Source organism: Enterococcus haemoperoxidus ATCC BAA-382, from assembly GCF_000407165.1.
Taxonomy (GTDB): Bacteria; Bacillota; Bacilli; order Lactobacillales; family Enterococcaceae; genus Enterococcus_L; species Enterococcus_L haemoperoxidus.
Genome location: NZ_KE136479.1, coordinates 731,249 through 749,006, shown reverse-complemented (window position 1 = coordinate 749,006; position 17,758 = coordinate 731,249). Strand labels below are relative to the sequence as shown.

At 37.3% G+C, this 17,758-nt stretch carries 14 protein-coding genes and 1 other annotated feature; of the genes, 2 read left to right on the top strand and 12 right to left on the bottom strand.

Annotation, left to right across the window (positions count from 1 at the left end):
- Window positions 1-11: 11 nt before the first annotated feature.
- The 11 genes from I583_RS03560 to I583_RS03505 form a co-directional block, all read right to left on the bottom strand.
- Window positions 12-4,148, bottom strand: coding sequence for a pectate lyase-like adhesive domain-containing protein (locus I583_RS03560; RefSeq protein WP_010763196.1), 4,137 nt, complete (start codon window positions 4,146-4,148; stop codon window positions 12-14).
- Window positions 4,149-4,202: 54 nt separating this feature from the next.
- A complete protein-coding gene (locus tag I583_RS03555; RefSeq protein ID WP_010763195.1) occupies window positions 4,203-4,931 on the bottom strand; it encodes a winged helix-turn-helix domain-containing protein in 729 nt (242 codons plus the stop codon).
- 269 nt (window positions 4,932-5,200) lie between these two features.
- Window positions 5,201-6,328, bottom strand: a complete 1,128-nt coding sequence (locus I583_RS03550) for a tyrosine-type recombinase/integrase (protein WP_010763194.1) — start codon at window positions 6,326-6,328, stop codon at window positions 5,201-5,203.
- Window positions 6,329-6,770: 442 nt separating this feature from the next.
- Complete coding sequence (locus I583_RS03545; RefSeq protein WP_010763193.1) at window positions 6,771-7,226, bottom strand: hypothetical protein; 456 nt, start codon at window positions 7,224-7,226, stop codon at window positions 6,771-6,773.
- A 618-nt stretch (window positions 7,227-7,844) separates the two neighbouring features.
- Window positions 7,845-8,330: a hypothetical protein gene (locus I583_RS03540; RefSeq protein ID WP_010763192.1), complete on the bottom strand. Its 486-nt coding sequence runs from the start codon at window positions 8,328-8,330 to the stop codon at window positions 7,845-7,847.
- Window positions 8,331-8,477: 147 nt separating this feature from the next.
- Entirely contained in the window at window positions 8,478-9,224 is a 747-nt protein-coding gene (locus I583_RS03535; protein WP_010763191.1) for a class I SAM-dependent methyltransferase, read from the bottom strand.
- Window positions 9,225-9,348: 124 nt separating this feature from the next.
- Window positions 9,349-9,936, bottom strand: a complete 588-nt coding sequence (leuD, locus tag I583_RS03530) for a 3-isopropylmalate dehydratase small subunit (RefSeq protein WP_010763189.1) — start codon at window positions 9,934-9,936, stop codon at window positions 9,349-9,351.
- Window positions 9,936-11,312, bottom strand: a complete 1,377-nt coding sequence (leuC, locus tag I583_RS03525) for a 3-isopropylmalate dehydratase large subunit (RefSeq protein WP_010763188.1) — start codon at window positions 11,310-11,312, stop codon at window positions 9,936-9,938. The genes leuD and leuC overlap by 1 nt, the downstream gene beginning before the upstream one ends.
- Before the next feature lies 1 nt (window position 11,313).
- Window positions 11,314-12,360: a 3-isopropylmalate dehydrogenase gene (gene leuB / locus I583_RS03520; RefSeq protein ID WP_010763187.1), complete on the bottom strand. Its 1,047-nt coding sequence runs from the start codon at window positions 12,358-12,360 to the stop codon at window positions 11,314-11,316.
- Complete coding sequence (locus tag I583_RS03515) at window positions 12,360-13,883, bottom strand: 2-isopropylmalate synthase (RefSeq protein ID WP_010763186.1); 1,524 nt, start codon at window positions 13,881-13,883, stop codon at window positions 12,360-12,362. The genes leuB and I583_RS03515 overlap by 1 nt, the downstream gene beginning before the upstream one ends.
- 604 nt (window positions 13,884-14,487) lie before the next feature.
- Window positions 14,488-15,768: an O-acetylhomoserine aminocarboxypropyltransferase/cysteine synthase family protein gene (locus I583_RS03505; protein WP_010763185.1), complete on the bottom strand. Its 1,281-nt coding sequence runs from the start codon at window positions 15,766-15,768 to the stop codon at window positions 14,488-14,490.
- A gap of 147 nt (window positions 15,769-15,915) precedes the next feature.
- Window positions 15,916-16,176 (bottom strand) — a binding site (T-box leader).
- A gap of 150 nt (window positions 16,177-16,326) precedes the next feature.
- Here I583_RS03505 and I583_RS03500 point away from each other — a divergent pair.
- The gene (locus tag I583_RS03500) at window positions 16,327-16,683 is read left to right on the top strand and encodes a hypothetical protein (protein ID WP_010763184.1); all 357 of its coding nucleotides are present in this window, start codon (window positions 16,327-16,329) and stop codon (window positions 16,681-16,683) included.
- Window positions 16,684-16,715: 32 nt separating this feature from the next.
- On the top strand, window positions 16,716-16,877 hold the full coding sequence (locus tag I583_RS16850) for a hypothetical protein (RefSeq protein ID WP_010763183.1): 162 nt from the start codon (window positions 16,716-16,718) through the stop codon (window positions 16,875-16,877).
- 408 nt (window positions 16,878-17,285) lie between these two features.
- Here I583_RS16850 and I583_RS03495 read toward each other — a convergent pair whose 3' ends face one another.
- Window positions 17,286-17,720 carry a hypothetical protein gene (locus I583_RS03495; RefSeq protein WP_010763182.1) on the bottom strand — a complete coding sequence of 145 codons (435 nt, stop codon included), beginning with the start codon at window positions 17,718-17,720 and terminating at the stop codon, window positions 17,286-17,288.
- Between the last annotated feature and the right edge of the window lie 38 nt (window positions 17,721-17,758).

The following is a 17,758-nucleotide window of genomic DNA, read 5'->3' as shown; positions in this document are numbered from 1 at the left end:
TCCACTCTCCTTTATGGTTGTCCAGCCATGACTTTCCAGGTAATTACGCCGACATAATCTCCTGTATACACTGTATCAGATGAATTGATTTGTAATTTTATCCCGTCAGTATTTGCTGTTTTGCCCCAACTGTCACTAACATCAAAACTACCTGCAGTGCCCTTACTATTGGTGTAAACGACCTGTGCATTATTATTTAAAATTGTTTCCTTACCGCTCGTAACATAGCGCAGAGCATTGACTAATTCTTGACCGCTATCGTTTTTCATCGGTGTTGTCAATGTAGCCGTTAAGCGCCAACCATTGGCAGCATCTGCTCGAGTATCTGTAACAACTAGTTGTTTATCAAATTCTGGGTCTTCTACTCGTTTGGTTGTTGCATTATAAGCGAGCGAGCCAAAGTCTAACGCACTTGGTACCGAGGTCAAGCTCAATACACCTTGTAGTTTGTATTGAACGGTTAATGCAGTATTATTAATCTTCACCGCTGTTTCATTGGCTGCTCGTTCGGCAATATCATACCCGGCTTTCGTTAGATTCGTAAGTTGTGTGGTAACACTCTCTTCTTTTGTTAAGTCAATCGTGTCTCCGACTTGGGTATTTAGTTTAACGGTATACCCAGGTAACACTTGGTTTGCTTCATTTAAGAATTCAACTGATAATACAGCATCGACATCGACTACTGTCACTTGAATCGTCGTTGTAATGTCTGTAGGCAATCCTGAATCAGCTGCTTTTACTGTTAATGTCACAGGATATGCTTTTGGTTGAAGTTCGCTCACATTATTTAAGCCGCCAAAATCTGTTACCGTGACAAATTGAGTCAAGTTTGTTTTGGTTCCATTTGTCAGTTTATAGGCTTCTGGTTTACTATGCTTTAGGATATAATCCTTTAATTCCGTTTCTGATAAATTACGAATATCTACATACGATGCTTCAAAGTCAGAACCTGAAACACCTGAAGCTTGGTCATAGACAACTAACGTTGACTCAACGACTTTGGTATTCGGTGCTGGATTTCCATCAGCATCAACCGCCTGATCTGATACATTGATCTGTACCGTGTGAGTTCCTGGCGTATTGGCTGCTGTTTCTGCCGTAGTAGGATCCGTATAGGCATAATCAAAACCAGTATTGACAGGACTTGTATCACTAACGTCTTTCACCATGTCTTTTGGTGCAGGCAAAGGATCACCTTTCGTCATATAATAAGTCACCGGTGAAGCAGTAGGCGGTGTTTTATCTAAGACTGTTTGTGTTACTTCTTCGGCTTTTAAATTCGCAAATCCGTAGGCATGGATGACACTTCCAGCGGTAAAATAATGCCCTGCTGGTACGGTTATGGACCAATTCCCTGCCGCATCTGATTTCGTTGTAAAATTCGCACGATATTCAGCTGGTGTAGACATATCTTCTACGGGCGATTTTATGTTGTCGGTTGATGGATCAAAAGCTGCCGTGATCGAGTTATTGACTGGTACATCCCAAATACGGATATAGGCATTTGGAATCGCATAGCCAGATACCGTTATCGAACTGTTATTGCCACGATTATCGGTTGCAATGCTATGAATCGCAATATTTGGATCTGGTACTCGAGTAAAGAGAACCCGTTGTTGTCCTCTCGTTGTAAAATTCGCGTTAAATCTAGTTAACGTTTCATTTGTCATCGCATTAGATGCTGTGATCGTAGGATTAAAGCTACTTCCATAGGCTAATCGCATATTACTCATCGGATTGTACTCATACGTATAATCACTATCGCCATCAGCTCCGCCAGCAACATTATTCAGTGACCATTGGAAGACATTTTGAACCGACATATCTAAGTTTCCTTGAGACCAAATCAACCCATTATTGGTAGATGTACCGCTAGTTAATGCGCTATTTTTTTGAAGATTCACGCGTTTAGCATCTGAGAATTTAAAAGTTGATGACGCTCCACCCATTCGCAATAAATATTGCGTGATCGATGTGCTATCGCTTTGAATATCAAACGAAGCATTCGGTTGAACGATAAAGGTTGAGTTATTTGCAACATAGAATAGATCCGTTGTGCTGGCCCCCATGTTTACACCCTTGACATTTAAATTCCCTGAAACGTTGATCGAACCGCCATTCATATAGATTGGATTAAAGTTTATATTATTGTTACCCGTTCCAGAATAAGCATCTGTTTGGATATTTACCGTCGAATCTTTCCCAATGTTTAACTCAGATGAAGCTGATCCTAGGTAAACCGCACCACCATATGTCGAATGATGGTTTAAGATATCTACCGTGGAACCTTCCCCTACGGATAATGACCCACCTGAAATGTTTAAGTTGGTATTGTAATACTCGGCTGCAGTTGTTTGATCACCACGTTCCAGTTTTAGTTTGACATTTTTACCGATAGCAAAACTGCCTGATGGGATATAAAGTACGTTCGAACCAAGTGAAGAAATATAAACATCCGCATTATCTTCTACAACGGCTGTGGAAATCGCTAAACTTCCTTGTTGGTAATTATTCACATTCCACGTACGAATCGTTGTTCCGTCTTTTCTTACAGAAGTCCATGTACGTTGTTGTTCTAAATGGACTTTGTTTTTCAGCGTTAAATTGGTTTGTTGCGATTCTAAAAACTGTGTTCCATACCCAGTATAATTATCCATTGTCATTTTTCCACCATTGGCACCATTGTTAAAAATCATCGCGCCCCAATAGTTACCGTGATAAACCGTCATATTACTAAATTGGATATCCCAGGCTTTTGAACCGTAGTTATTATAAGCTTGGAAAGTAAAACAGAGCGAACCAAAGTCCAGTGTGTAGTTGTTTCCATTTACTTTGACGGTCCGCGCATTTCCTTGTAGTTGGAAATACATGTGAGACTCACCACCAGAAGCAATTCCAATCGATGTTGCTGTGGTCACATTTTGCGAGTAACGTAAATACGGACTGTAAATAAAATAACTAGATGAATAGGTTGGTGCAGTTGTGTAAATATCATTTAACAATTCTACATTCGTTACCCATGGGTCATTTAGACCAATCGTGTAACCTAAAAAGTCTGTCACATTTCTCGTATTGGTAGCTGAAGTAAGATCATAAGAAATATTCGCATTGCTTCGATTCGTTCCCGTTAACCCATTCGTTGGACTTTCAGTTGCCGTATAAGATGAAATATAAAATGGGCCAGAATAGTTTGAAGAACTCATATTGATGTTTTGAAATTTTAAATCCCAATAGCCAAAAGTAGTACCGGAACTTCCTGATACATAGCTTGATTGGTCTAGAAAACCGATGGCTAAGTTGCCAAAGTTAAAGTTATGACCATTTCCATCAATCGTCAGTGAGCGTGCAGTCGCATTTTTATTAATATATAAATAAACATTTTGCGCACTGGCTAGATCAACCGAACTAACACTAAATAAATCCTTATAGTTATTCAACGTGCCCGATAGTGTAATATCATTTTGTAATGAAATAGTATTCACTGTGTTATCTGCGATCGCCTCAACAAAACTTTGCCAATCTGTCACTTCTGCTGTTCCAGTAGCTCGAGTGCTTAATGCCCTTGGTTGAGCGAGATTTAAACTGTCAGGAGCTTGACTATTTTTTGTACCCTCTTTTGATTCTTTGACGACAAATTTTAACTCTTCTTGACCAACACTACTTGCTTCATCAGTCAAGGTCAGTGAATAATCGCCACTTTTTTCTGCTAATAATGCTAATTTCAGGGAAGATTGAGTACTATTCACTGTGATCGTCAACATCCGTGTTTCTTCATTCCAATTAAAAACAGGAAACACTGCTTTTGGGTCTTCTTGTAAAAGCATGGCTCTTTCTTGTGCTTCATTAAATTCTATTCCTTCTGGAAGACGAACTTGCCAATCTTTTTTTGACTCACCCAAATCAGTTGACGAATCACTCTCATCCGGTTTCTTCAGCTCATTTTCAGATCTTGTGTCAGAAATTTTTATATGAAATACTTCATTTGCATAACGTTCATCTTCAACAGCTGTCAACGAAATCGGTGATTTGGCAAAAATTTTATTTGCAGAAGAATGCAGCTGTGAAAACATAGCTAAAATAAGGATCGAAAGAATGGCTATGCTCATTCCAACTAATTGAAATTTTCTTTTTTTAATCATTTCATTCATTTTCCCTCCTGCCCCATTAGTTTAAAAAGAATGTTCCCAGTTTCTTCACCTCCTTCAAGCTTTATTCATCCCAACATTGGTTACTTGTGGATTCAGTGCTAATTTGTACCCGATTGTTCGAACTGTTTTGATAAATTTCGGCGTGGTGGGGTCTTCTTCTAATTTTCCTCTTAAATGGAATATGATATTACTCACTCGATACTCTTTTTTCTCAGCACTTTCGTTTCCCCAAATATGTTGATAGATTTCTTCATAGCTCAATGCTTTATCGTGCTTATCAAACAGTAGTTCCAAGACTTTAAATTCCAATTTTGTTAGACTGATTTCGACTTTTCCTTCTTTTAAAACACTGAGATTTTCTGGAAGTAGTTCTAATAACGGGCCTGTCGTTGGCATCATCTGTAAAACATTGGGTTCTTCCTTATTCTCAATACGTTTTAAGATATTTGAAAATTGTAAGACAAACTCATCTTCATAAACAGAGACACCATCTGCACCTAGTTGTAGGTAAATTTTCTTTTTTGTTTTTGTTTCTTCATCATTTTCAATTAGCAACACCCAGATCAATTTATTTAATCTCGTTCTTAATTCCAGAACATTTTTGCAAATAGTAGAAAGCTCACTTACAGTGGATTCTTCAATAATAAATGCATCTATACTTGCTAGTTCAGAACCTACATCTCCTACTTGTAAAATTGCAATCTCATGACCTAAGCTCACCAATTCTTTGGTATAATCCAATACAGGTTGAGACGAATCTCGAAAAATACCGATAGTGTACATCGCAGGTACCTCCTACTAAATTTATATCCAGAACTAAATACTTTTCTTAGTGTGCCTTCAAAAGCAAAATACTATTGAAGACGTTTTGATCTGAAATTTATACTCATCACGCTAATTTTAAAAAACACAATAATAAATATCCTGAAAGAATTAAGTTCAAGATATTCTTTCAATCCATCCGATTATCCCTCATTTCTTGGTAAGATTTGACTATTTTTTTGACGGCTAAAAAATAGACACTCAGCGTTGTGCTGAATGTCTTTCTTCCATTATATGTGGATCTTTTCATCATAATTAAGCTGTCTATCAATCACCATCATTGCCGAACGTCTCGTTTCCCACAATGAATCTGTATAGATGTCGAGTGTCATTTTGGTAGATGCATGTCCTAAGATTTTACTCAATGTCGCAATATCAATTCCTGATTCAACACATCTCGTTGCGAAAGTATGACGAAGCGCGTGAAAATGAACCGGTCCTATTTTCGATTCGTCTATTATTTTTTTAAAACGATAGTTAATAATACGTGGTTCTGTAAAACTATTTTTGCAGGAAATGACAAATATACTGGTACTTCTTTGCTTTTTTTCCAATAAATATCTTTTTAAATTTTTAGATATTGGTATGGCACGTTCTCCATTAATTGACTTTGGTTTTCCGATAATAATCTCTGTTTTGTGTGGTTCTGTCACTGAAGGGATTCTGGAAATGGTTCTTTTCACAAAAATTTTATTGTGTTTAAAATCGATATCTTCCCATTTTAATCCACTGATTTCTCCAATCCTCATTCCCGTATACAACGCAATGATTTCTGCCGAACACTCTTTTTTATATAAAGCAATCTGTTCCAATTTTTTTTGTTGCTTTCTGTCTAAGCTTTTTATTTTTGGTTTTGTGAGTGCCGGTAAAAGAACCCCTTGGCAAGGATTTTTTGAAATTCTATTATCATTTACGGCTTTTTTTAGAGCACTTCTTAACATACTAATAATACTGCGAATAGTATTTGGCGAAAGTTCTGATAGATACAATGAATAAATAAATCTGTCTATATCAGCTGTTTCTAGCTCAGATAATTGCTTATTTTTAAAAAATGGCGAAAGATGGCGTCTAATTCGTCCTCTATAATTTGAATAGGTAGACGGTTTGATTCTATTTTTCATTAAAATATTTAACCAATAATTTAACCATTCATCCACCATCATTTCTTCTTGCACAACTGTTTCTCCATATATAGAATAGTCTGCATTTTTTTTTGATAACTTTTCTTTTGCTTCATTATATTGTTTTCCATAAACATATCCATAGATAATTCTACCTTCCTTATTCCGGCCTTTTCTATAACGACCTTCCCAGCGACCATCTTTTCGCTTATAGATATTTTCTCCTCTTTTTGACATACTTTTCTCCTCCTAGACATTTTAAATTTGACGGTTTTTTGACGGCTAAAAAACGAATTATACCTATAAATATCTCTTTTCTAAAACGAAATCAATCAATAAATAAACGGATTTCTATCAATTTTTTTTAAAAAAACAGAAAAAAATGATAAAAAACAATGTTTTTTCTACTAGACTAAATAAAATTAATAGAATATACTTATATAAGTGATCAATTCCACTCTTTTGATTACATATAATAAAAAAACAGAAATATCTTGAACTTAATTCTTTCAAGATATTTTTTAATGAAAAACGAATAATACTAAATTTTATTGTGGATTTTTTCTTATCCAAATAAAATATGCATAATAAACAAATATAAGAATATTAAAGCTATATACAAACAGGTAGTTTAGAATTTTTTATTTTCTAAACTACCTGTTTTTTAAGTTAAATCGAGTTACTTCTGTATCTTTATCAAAGATAACACATCTCTTGGCTTCCCTACATCCACTGTTACCACTCGAACATTGTCCATAATATCTTGAGCCAATGTCCTCACTTTTTCTGGATTATTGGCAACTTCTGCACCTATTTGCCAATGACTTGGTACTGGATATACATTGATCATTCCGTTTCGATTGCTTGTATACACGATTTGCCCTTTAATCGCTAATTCTTTTGAGCTGAACAGATCATTTATCTCTGTTTGTATCTCTAATTTATTACTTGCCAAAACAATCTTTTTCTGTAAGAGTTGAACATTGCCTTCTGCTACGCTAGCATTTATTTTTTTACTGTACTCACGTTTTAATGTTTCGATTTCAGTTTGCTTCTTTAAAAGATTCTCTTTTGCTTCTTTGATGGTAACCTGTGTGATCTCTTTATTTAGAAACTCCTCTTTCTCATCAAACAATGCGCTAACTTCAGTATACAGTTCTCCATCTTTCGTCGTAGCTGTTTCAATTACTGTGATATCCTATTGGGCCATAGCGATTTTTTTTCTCGTTTGCTTGCTTTTGCAACATGATACCTCCAATAATAACGGCAATTTTTACCCGCTCCTACTTACTATTAAAAATAACATGCTATTTTTTATTCCTCATAGCTAGTCTAGCATATTTATCAATTCTTTCATTTTAAATTCGCAAAAAATTGAATAGAAGAAAAAGCAAGAATTACCATAAATTGGTATTCCCTTGCTTTCTCTTCTATTCTTATTCTAGACACTCTATTCGTAAATGACTAAGTCAAAACAACAAACAACAATGGTACTCCTAATAATAGTAGTAATATTATTATAGAAAAAATGAGTAAATTTCTGCTAACGTTAAACAGTCCATTTAATAATATTCTTAAAATTATAATAAAAATGCTATTTACAAGAACCAATAACAAACTTGTCAAATAATTATTTTCGATATTCCCATGAATTAAAAAATAATTTACTCCTACATAAAAGACAAAAACGAATAGTGTACTCACAAACCTTTTTTGCTTATTCATCGTCATCATCAAGCACATTCTTTCTTTTTTATTGATAAGACATAGAAGAAATTTCCCAATTTCTTACACGAACAATTACACCATTTTTGCTATTCTGTCCAACAAGACCTGCAACAGAAGCTACTATAGAATAGACTAAGCCCCAACCAATTCCCGGTGCAATCGCTGCAATAACACCAGCCGCTGCTCCAAGTACCCAATAATAATTTTGAATCCATGTAGCACTAATATATACATCCCACGAACCTCTTCCTCGTGATATGATTTTTGTAACACCATCTCTTCTAGGTAACATTATTTGACTAGTATCAACACCACTTTTTTCAAGTAAACGAACCATTTGACTATCGGTTATAATTATTTCTTCGCTATCTGTTTTAATTCCTAATGTTTGAGCTAACTGGACGACTTCTTGTGCATTAGTTTTTGATAATTGTTGAGAGAGCCTTTGAGTTTGCTCTGCTTCATTTGCATAAACATTCGTTACTGACAAGGTACCATAAGAGACCATCATAATAGCAACACACAACATTTTTATTTTTTTTATTTAAAAACACTCCTTTGTTTTTGTTAATTATATCTTACCACAAGAGCGTAAAAATGTAAACGCTTTATCGGTGTCTTATTTGTCCTTTTTTATTCAACCGAGATACTACTTTCCCTATTTTTTATAAGCTTTGATTCTCAACCTTCGATAATCAGCTTCCCAATGATCCTTTTTCCATAACCACGACTTCAAATCTCGCTCCATATTCTCAAGAACCTCCTCTTTCTGATCTTCAGACAATTCCCCTAATTCAACAGAATAAAATTGTTCCATCCACTGTCGCAAACCATCCTTACCACCCTTAAGCAGCGTTGGCCGTTCATATTCCAAAATCTCCAAAACCTCAAAATGATTTTTTTCAAGCAAAATCCGATAGTCTTCAGCAGACGTAAAACAAAATGGCTCCTCAAAAGGTACACCCAATGCATTTAACTCACGTCCAAAAGCTTCTCTAAGCGACTGTACATTCCCAACTGCACCAAACTCACAAATTAACTGCCCATTCACGTTTAGATGCTCACTGATATTCTTCAATAGCAACTCTTGATCAGGAATCCAATGAAAAACTGCGTTCGAAAAAGCGACATCATACTGTCCAATTTGATCCGAGGGATTTAAAATATCTTCCTGTAAAAAACTCAAATCAGAATAGCTTTCTTTTGCTTGATTGATCATATTTAGTGATTGATCGATTCCCGTCACTTCATGACCAAGTTCTGCAATTTGACTCGTCAACGCTCCCGTTCCACACCCAATATCCAACACTTTTTTTGACTCTTTCGGCAATAATTCCAACAACCCAGCTCCGTATTTAAAAACAAAATCATGTGTCGTATTATATTTTTTCGCATCCCATTCCATTGATTTCACTCTCCTCACGACGTAATGAAAAAAGTGTCTGAGTCATAACTTCGCGAGTCATATCCCAGACACTTAGAATCCGCATAAGCTATCCCTTCTGTCCCAACCTCACGCTTACTATTTTTTACTGCCAATAAGCTGGAATCTTCGCTTCATAAGCCGCAATCTCCGCATCGTGGGTCAAACTGATGGCAATATCATCCAACCCATTCACCAACTTATGCTTCCAAGTGCTGTCAATCTCAAACGAGTAGTGCCCATTTGGTGTGATAACTTGTTGCTTAGGTAAATCGATTGTGATCATTTCATCTGCTCCAAGTCCTGCCAATGCATCCAACTCATCATGTTTCAAGACAATCGGCAATAAACCATTTTTTGTGGCATTCATATAAAAAATATCACTAAAACTTCCTGCAATAACTGCTCTAAACCCGTAATCATCCAACGCCCAGGCCGCATGCTCTCTTGATGAGCCTGAACCAAAGTTATCACCAGAAATCAAAATCGTCGCCTCTTTATATTGCGGTTTATTCAAGGTAAATTCTGGATTTGGTGTACGGTCTGGCAAGTAACGCCATTCATCAAATAAAAACTCGCCAAAACCTGTTTTTTCGATTCGTTTTAGAAATGATTTTGGAATGATTTGATCGGTATCGATATTGTCGTTCATTAGTGGAACCATGGTTCCTGTATGTTGTGTAAATGCCTCCATTATGCACCAAGCTCCTCTCTAATGTCTTTAAATGTACCTTCAATTGCGGCTGTTGCTGCCATCGCTGGGCTACAAAGATGGGTTCTTGCCCCTTTGCCTTGGCGTCCTTCAAAGTTTCGGTTAGAGGTTGAAGCACAGTGAACCCCCGCTGGTACTTGATCTGGGTTCATGCCTAGACACATGGAGCAGCCGGGTTCACGCCATTCAAAGCCTGCTTCGGTGAAGATTTTATCCAAACCGATTTTCTCTGCTGCTTTTCTTACTGGTCTTGAGCCAGGTACGACGATTGCCGTAATGCCTTCTTTGACTTTTTTACCTTTTACGATACGAGCCGCTTCTTCCAAATCCGATAGTCGACCGTTCGTACATGAGCCGATAAAGACGTAGCCGATTTCGATATCTGATGGGCGTTGTCCTGGTTTTAGATCCATATAGTTATAGGCACGCTCGTCGTTCATATCTTTGATTTCTGGGAATGTTCCGGTGATTGGGATGCCCATTTCTGGATTCGTGCCCCATGTAATGAAGGGAACTAATTCATCTGCGTTTAATTCTAGATTCACATCATAGGTTGCATCTGGGTCGCTGGGTAGTTTTTTCCAATCAGCAATTGCAGCATCCATATCTTTCGGTGCATATTCTCTACCACGCACATATTCAAAAGTTTTTTCATCAGGCGCCATCATTCCCATTTTCGCACCGCCTTCGATGGCCATGTTACAGATGGTCATGCGTTCTTCCATCGTAAGATTTTCAATCGTTTCTCCGTAAAATTCAACCGCATGTCCAACACCAAAATCAACCCCATATTTTGCAATCAAAGCGAGAATAATATCTTTGGCATATACACCTTTTGCAAGTTTTCCAGTGATTTTAACTCCCATTGATTTTGGTTTATTTTGCCAAATACATTGTGTGGCAAAGACATGTTCCACTTCACTTGTTCCGATACCAAAAGCCAAGGCGCCAAATGCGCCGTGAGTTGCTGTATGAGAATCTCCACAAACGATGATTTTTCCTGGTTGTGTCAAGCCTGTTTCGGGTCCCACCATATGCACGATTCCTTGACGATCACTGCCGTTATCACACAGCGTTACACCGAATTCTTCACAATTTTTCTGTAGGGCTTCGATTTGTTTTTTTGCCACCAAGTCCGTGATATTAAAGATATCTTGTGTGGGAACGTTATGATCCATTGTCCCAAAGGTTCTATCTGGTCGGCGAACATTTCGGCCTGCTTCTCTTAGTCCTTCAAAGGCTTGTGGTGAAGTGACCTCGTGGATCAGATGAAGATTGACATATAGTAGTTGTGGTTCTCCTGCAACGCCTGATACCACATGTTGTTCCCAAAGTTTATCAAATAGTGTTTTTCCCATGTTAAGCACCTCTCAATTCTTTTAATACAGCTTCGGTAAAGTCTGTTGTTGTGGCTTTACCACCTAAATCGGTTGTTAGGATTCCTTGATTCATGACACGATCACAAGCTTCTTCAATTTTCTTTGCTGAATTTTCTAAGCCAAATGATTGGCGTAACATCATCGCAGCGGACAAGATCATCGACATTGGATTGGCGATATTTTGATTGGCGATATCGGGTGCTGAACCGTGGATTGGTTCGTACAATGACGGACCAGATTCGCTGTGACTGGCACTTGGCATCATCCCTAGTGAGCCTGGTATCACCGATGCTTCGTCACTTAGGATATCGCCGAATAGATTTTCTGTGACAATCACGTCAAAGGCTTTTGGTTTTTGAATCATGACCATCGCTGCTGAATCCACTAATTGGTGTTCTAAGGTACAATCTGGAAATTCTTTCGCCACTTCTTCGGCTGTTTGACGCCATAATTTACTGGTCGCTAGTACATTGGCTTTATCGACAGAGGTGACTTTTTTGCTTCTAGTCTGGGCGATTTCAAAAGCTTTTCTAATGATGCGTTGGATCTCAGCTTTTGAATAGGTACATAGGTCTGAAGCTTCTGTTTCGCCTAATTGTTTTTCACCAAAGTAGATGCCGCCTGTTAGTTCACGAACGACTACAAAATCAACACCTCGAACGTTTTCTTCTTTTAATGGAGATAAATGAACCACTGCATCAGGTACGGAAATTGGACGAATATTGGCAAAAAGTCCTAAGGCTTTTCTTAGACCTAGTAAACCTTGTTCAGGTCGTTTTGGTGCATTGTCCCATTTTGGACCACCGATCGCACCTAGTAAAATTGCATCGGCTTTTTCGCAGGCTTTTAAGGTTGAATCTGGTAACGGATCACCTTGTTCATCGATACCTGCGCCGCCAAAGGCAAAACGTTCAATATCAAAATCCAAATTATCTTGAACCATGATTTCTGCTACAATTTTTAGTGTGCTATCCATAATTTCTGCTCCAATGCCGTCGCCCGGCAATGCTACGATTCGTTTACTCATTACGCTTTCCCCACTTCTTTTTGAAATTGTTCACTGGCTTTGACATAGGCTTTCGCTGATGCTTGTAAAACATCAAAATCGATGCCGATGCCGTTGAATTGTTTGTTGTTTTCAGTATCTGCTAAGGTTACATGAACTTCTGCTTGGGCATCTTCACCGCCTGTGATGGCTTTGATGTAATACTCTTGTAATTCTGGTTTTTGGACAAATATTTTATCGATTGAGTTATAGATTGCTTGGATACTACCAGAGCCGATTGCTGATTCTGTTTTGCTTTCGTCTTCTCCAGTATTGATGGAAACGATCGCTCCTTGGCTACCGTCAGAAACGTATTGTAATTGAACACGCTCCAAACGATAATCTTCGCTACATTCTTGGGATTGTCCAACCATTAGCGCAATCAAATCATCTTCTGTGACTTGTTTCTTTTTGTCTGCTAATGATTTGAAACGTTTGAAGGCAACTTTTAGTTCGTCTTCTGTTAGTTGGTAGCCTAGAGTATCCATTTTTGTGGCAAAAGCATGGCGACCTGAAAGTTTCCCTAGTGGCAATGAGTTTTCATTTACCCCAACAAGTGATGGTGTAATGATTTCGTAGGTATCTGGATTTTTCAATACGCCATCTTGATGGATACCTGATTCGTGAGCGTAAGCGTTAGCTCCGATGATTGCTTTATTTCTTGGCACTGCCACGCCTGATAAACGGCTGACGAGATCGCTGGTTCTTTTGGTTTCGTTCAATGTGATGTTGCTTTGGGCTTCGTAAAAATCTTTTCTAATATATAGCGCCAAGGCTACTTCTTCAAGTGCTGTATTGCCAGCACGTTCGCCAATGCCGTTGATGGTTCCTTCTACTCGACAGGCCCCATTTTCGATGGCTGCTAAGGCATTGGCCGTCGCCATTCCTAGGTCATCGTGGCAATGAGAAGAGAAAATAATTTCTTCGTCGCTTTGAATATTTTCGATTAGAAATTTAAATAGTCCGCCGTATTCTGTTGGGTTGGAATAACCTACTGTATCAGGAACATTGATGATCGTCGCTCCCGCATCAATGGCAGTTTGAACAGCTTTTAGTAGAAATTGTTTGTCAGTTCTCGTTGCATCTTCTGGCGAAAACTGGACTTTATCAAATTTGGTTTTAGCATAGCTGACATGTTCTTTAATAGAAGCAATCACTTCATCTGGTGTCATTTTCAGTTTGAACTCCATATGAATTGGACTTGTTGCAAGGAACACATGGATTTGTGGGTGCTTGGCATTTTGCAACGCTTCATGAGCGCGATCAATATCAGCTTTTTGGCACCGCGCCAGACCTGCGACGGTCATTTTTTCAGCATTTTCTGCGATGGCTTTGACTGCTTCAAAATCCCCAACTGATGCGATCGGAAATCCCGCTTCGATCGTATCGATGCCCCATTTTTCTAGTTGTTTGGCGATTTGCACTTTTTCTTTGGTGTTGAAATTTACACCTGGTGTTTGTTCGCCGTCTCTTAGAGTAGTGTCAAAGAATTGGATATTTTTCATTTTTCATACTTCCCTTCTGAATTGAGTACATGTTTTTCTTCATTTTTTTTGGTTAGGGGACACGAATGAAACTTCTCTCTCTTCGTTCGCCAAGTATTGTGCATCATCAGCTCTGCAAGCAGTCGCTGTGTTTTAGACGAATGAAACTTCTCTCGCTTCGCTCGCCAAGTATTGCGCAACATCAGCTCTGCAAGCAGTCGCTGTGTTTTAGACGAATGAAACTTCTCTCGCTTCGCTCGCCAAGTATTGTGCATCATCAGCTCTGCAAGCAGTCGCTGTGATTTACAATAAAAAAGCACCCCACGATATGGGATGCTTGTCATCCCGTTCATGCAATGCGAAAACAGGACTCTCAACGTCTGATAAGAAAAAGCTGTGCTGCAGCTGGTTTCTAGAAATCAGTGTGATGAGTCCTTCAGTAATAATAAGAATGTAATTGTCGTTGTTTGCTTGTTCATCCTCTTCAACATCCTTTATTGTCAGAATTTTTGAATAATTCAAACTATAGTGTTAAAGATACAGAACTTTATAATCAAAGTCAATAGTTTTATGAGAATTTTTTAAGAAAAGCCGAGAAAAAAACTTCTCAGCTTTCAAATACTTTTTATAATTTGTCTAATGCTTGTTCTAGATCGCGAATAATATCCTCAATGTTCTCAATTCCGATAGATAAGCGGATCAATTCGGGTGAAGTTCCGGAGGCTTTTAACTCTTCTTCACTAAGTTGAGAATGTGTTGTTGAAGCAGGATGAATAATCAATGATTTCGCATCCCCAACATTGGCTAAGAGCGAAAACAGTGCTACATGATTGATTAAATTTTGACCTGCCTCAGCGCCACCTTTCACACCAAATGTAAAGACTGACCCAGCACCTTTAGGTAAATATTTTTTCGCCACTTCATAATACTTATTGTCTGGTAAACCTGGATAGTTGACCCATTCGACTTTAGGATGTTTATTTAAGAATTCTGCAACCGCCAAAGCATTTTCCACATGACGTTCTAATCGCAAGGATAATGTTTCTAACCCTAAAATCAATAAGAAACTATTGAACGGTGAAATTGCAGCTCCTGTATCTCTTAACAGCGAGACCCTTAACCGGGTGATATAAGCTGCTGCTCCCACATCTTTCGTATAAGAAAGTCCATGATAGCTTGGATCTGGGTCGACTAGTTTAGGAAACTTTCCATTTGCCCAATTAAACTTACCTGAATCAATGATCACCCCACCTAAAGCAACACCGTGTCCGCCAATAAATTTTGTTGCAGAATAAACAACGATATCTGCACCAAAGTCAAAAGGACGATTCAGATACGCCGTTGCAAAAGTATTATCGACGATCAAAGGAAGTTCATGTTTATGGGAGATTTCCGCAATCGCTTCTAAATCAGCTACATTTGTGATTGGATTGCCAATTGTCTCAACAAAAATCGCTTTCGTGTTTTCTTTGATTGCTTCTTCAAAGTTAGTTAAGCGATCTGGATCAACAAACGTTGTTGTGATCCCAAACTCGGGTAATGTATGGGCAAATAGATTGAACGTTCCCCCATACAATGTGGATGCTGAAACAATATGATCCCCTGCACTAGCTAGATTTTGGATTGCATAAGTAACAGCTGCCGTCCCTGACGACACTGCGACGGCTCCAACACCACCTTCTAATTCATTCAAGCGATCTTCTAATACTGCTGTTGTTGGATTAGTGATTCGTGTGTAGATATTCCCCGCTTTGGATAGTGCAAATTTTTCGGCTGCATCTTGTGTATCGTCAAAAGTGTAGGATGTTGTTTGATAAATCGGAACAGCTCTTGAATTCGTGTCTTTGTCTGGTGTATGTCCACCATGGATTTGGATTGTTTCAAATTGATAGTTAGAGTTTGTCATTATGCTTCATTCCTTTTTTGTTTTTTAGTTTATTTATCATTTTTACGTTCCTGCTGTACATGTCACCTTCTTGCATAATGACCACCTCTTTCTCTTTCTTCTCATTAAAAGCAAACGAAAAAGTCGCCCCCTACTAGCTGTATACTAGTAAAGGGCGACTGTCGCGGTACCACCTTTATTGGAAATAAAATCCATCTCAACCCAAACGCAGAACGACTTCTTGATTTGGTGCCTTGTTAACGGTAGCAGCCGTAAAAATCGAATTGATTTTTCCTCTCCAAGATCATTTTCGACAAGTGTTCATTGCTTTCTTTCACCAAACGAAAGCTCTCTCATTCTAGCTAAAAAGCAAATTTATCAGCTAGATTTCAATGTCTGCTTGTGTACTCTTCTTTTCAATGAGTTTTATTATTAGTATTAATATTAGAGTAAACTCATTTTTTTGTCAACATTTTTTCCTTTTATCCTAATTTTTCCAACTTTTTTCTTTCAACAGAGTGTCCTATTTCTCTTTCTAGCAATTTTTTATTATAATTAGATAAATTGGAGGTCGATTTAATGTCAGCAAGTAATGAAAAAGTGGAATTACTCTTATCCTATCTATCTGAGATCCATACAAAAAGCTTATCTTTATACGATTTAGTCACTAGCCGTCCACGCCCTGAAGATACTCGAATTCTTTTGAATATCAATGAAGTCTTCACTTATTATCATAGTGTGCGTGTTTTTTACTACAGCAATAGCGAACTGACTGCATCAGAAGTTCATCCCTTTTTTAAAGCATTTGAAGACTTTTATTTTGAGTTAAAACAAGTCTTTTTACTTGAAGAGGATGATAGCATCCTACTTTATAATAAGTTAACGGCTATGAAAGATTCTTTTGAGCAGTTGACGAATGATTTTAATGTTTTATAATAGAGTAGACAACAGGTAAAGAAGGTGCCCAAATGGATCAAAGCGAAGTTGTAGATCGCTTGCGCGAAGAGTTGGAGATTCCATTTTTTAATGGAACGATTGAAGAACGTGAATACACAGAAGCTGAATACCAAAAAATAAAATCTGATTTGGTTCAGTATTTTGATGATTATGTTCGTAATGTAGAAAATTAATACGAATCATTAAAGCAATTTTTTTAAGACTTAAGCAGAACATAAATGTTTTGTTTTAGTCTTTTTTTATTTTTCAAATGTATTCCAACTATTTCTATCATCTACCCTACAATCCATTGCTTAATAACTACTTTTTATTTTATAAAATAACTGAATATATTTTAAAATACAAATAATTTGTATGTATTAAACAAATAATAATTTATCTAAAAGAAATGAAAAATAAAAAACCACCGGCTGAAAAGGCCGATGGAAAAGGAGTATTACTCAATAAGAGTAAAATGAAAAATAAAAAGGTTGTTGTTGGTATGAATATATAATACAACACATTTTTTTCTTTGTCTACTAAAAATAACATTAAAACGAAATGAAATATCGCTATTTTTTGTCAATTTTTCATTTATTTTTTTATTTTTTCAACAAAAGATTGCTCATTCGTGTAATTGCGAATGAAATATCATCTGTTGCTTTGTCTTGTTTTTCTTCTGAGTTGTTGAATAAATCAACGTCTATCCCTTTTTCAGGATCTAAAGATAAAATCATTTCGTTACATCCAGCTAAATATTCGATGTATGAACGTTCGAATTTTTTATGTATCCCCATAACGCGTGCTGGCGGACGTAATTGAGTGACTTTCTCTAACATGATTGTATATTCCTTTGTTCCATCTTGGAAGATACGTTGAATTTCAGCAATTCTTTCTGGTGCTAATTCAGTGACTTTTCCTTCATCGATCGCTTTACGAACTTCTTCGTAATAGTCGTTCATTTTTTCGCCGACTTCTTCTGTTTCTTTTACAATATCATTGATGTTTTGGACATAATAACCTAAATTTGGTTTCACATTCTTTCCTACTTTCTTTTAGTAATCACTCAATTTTA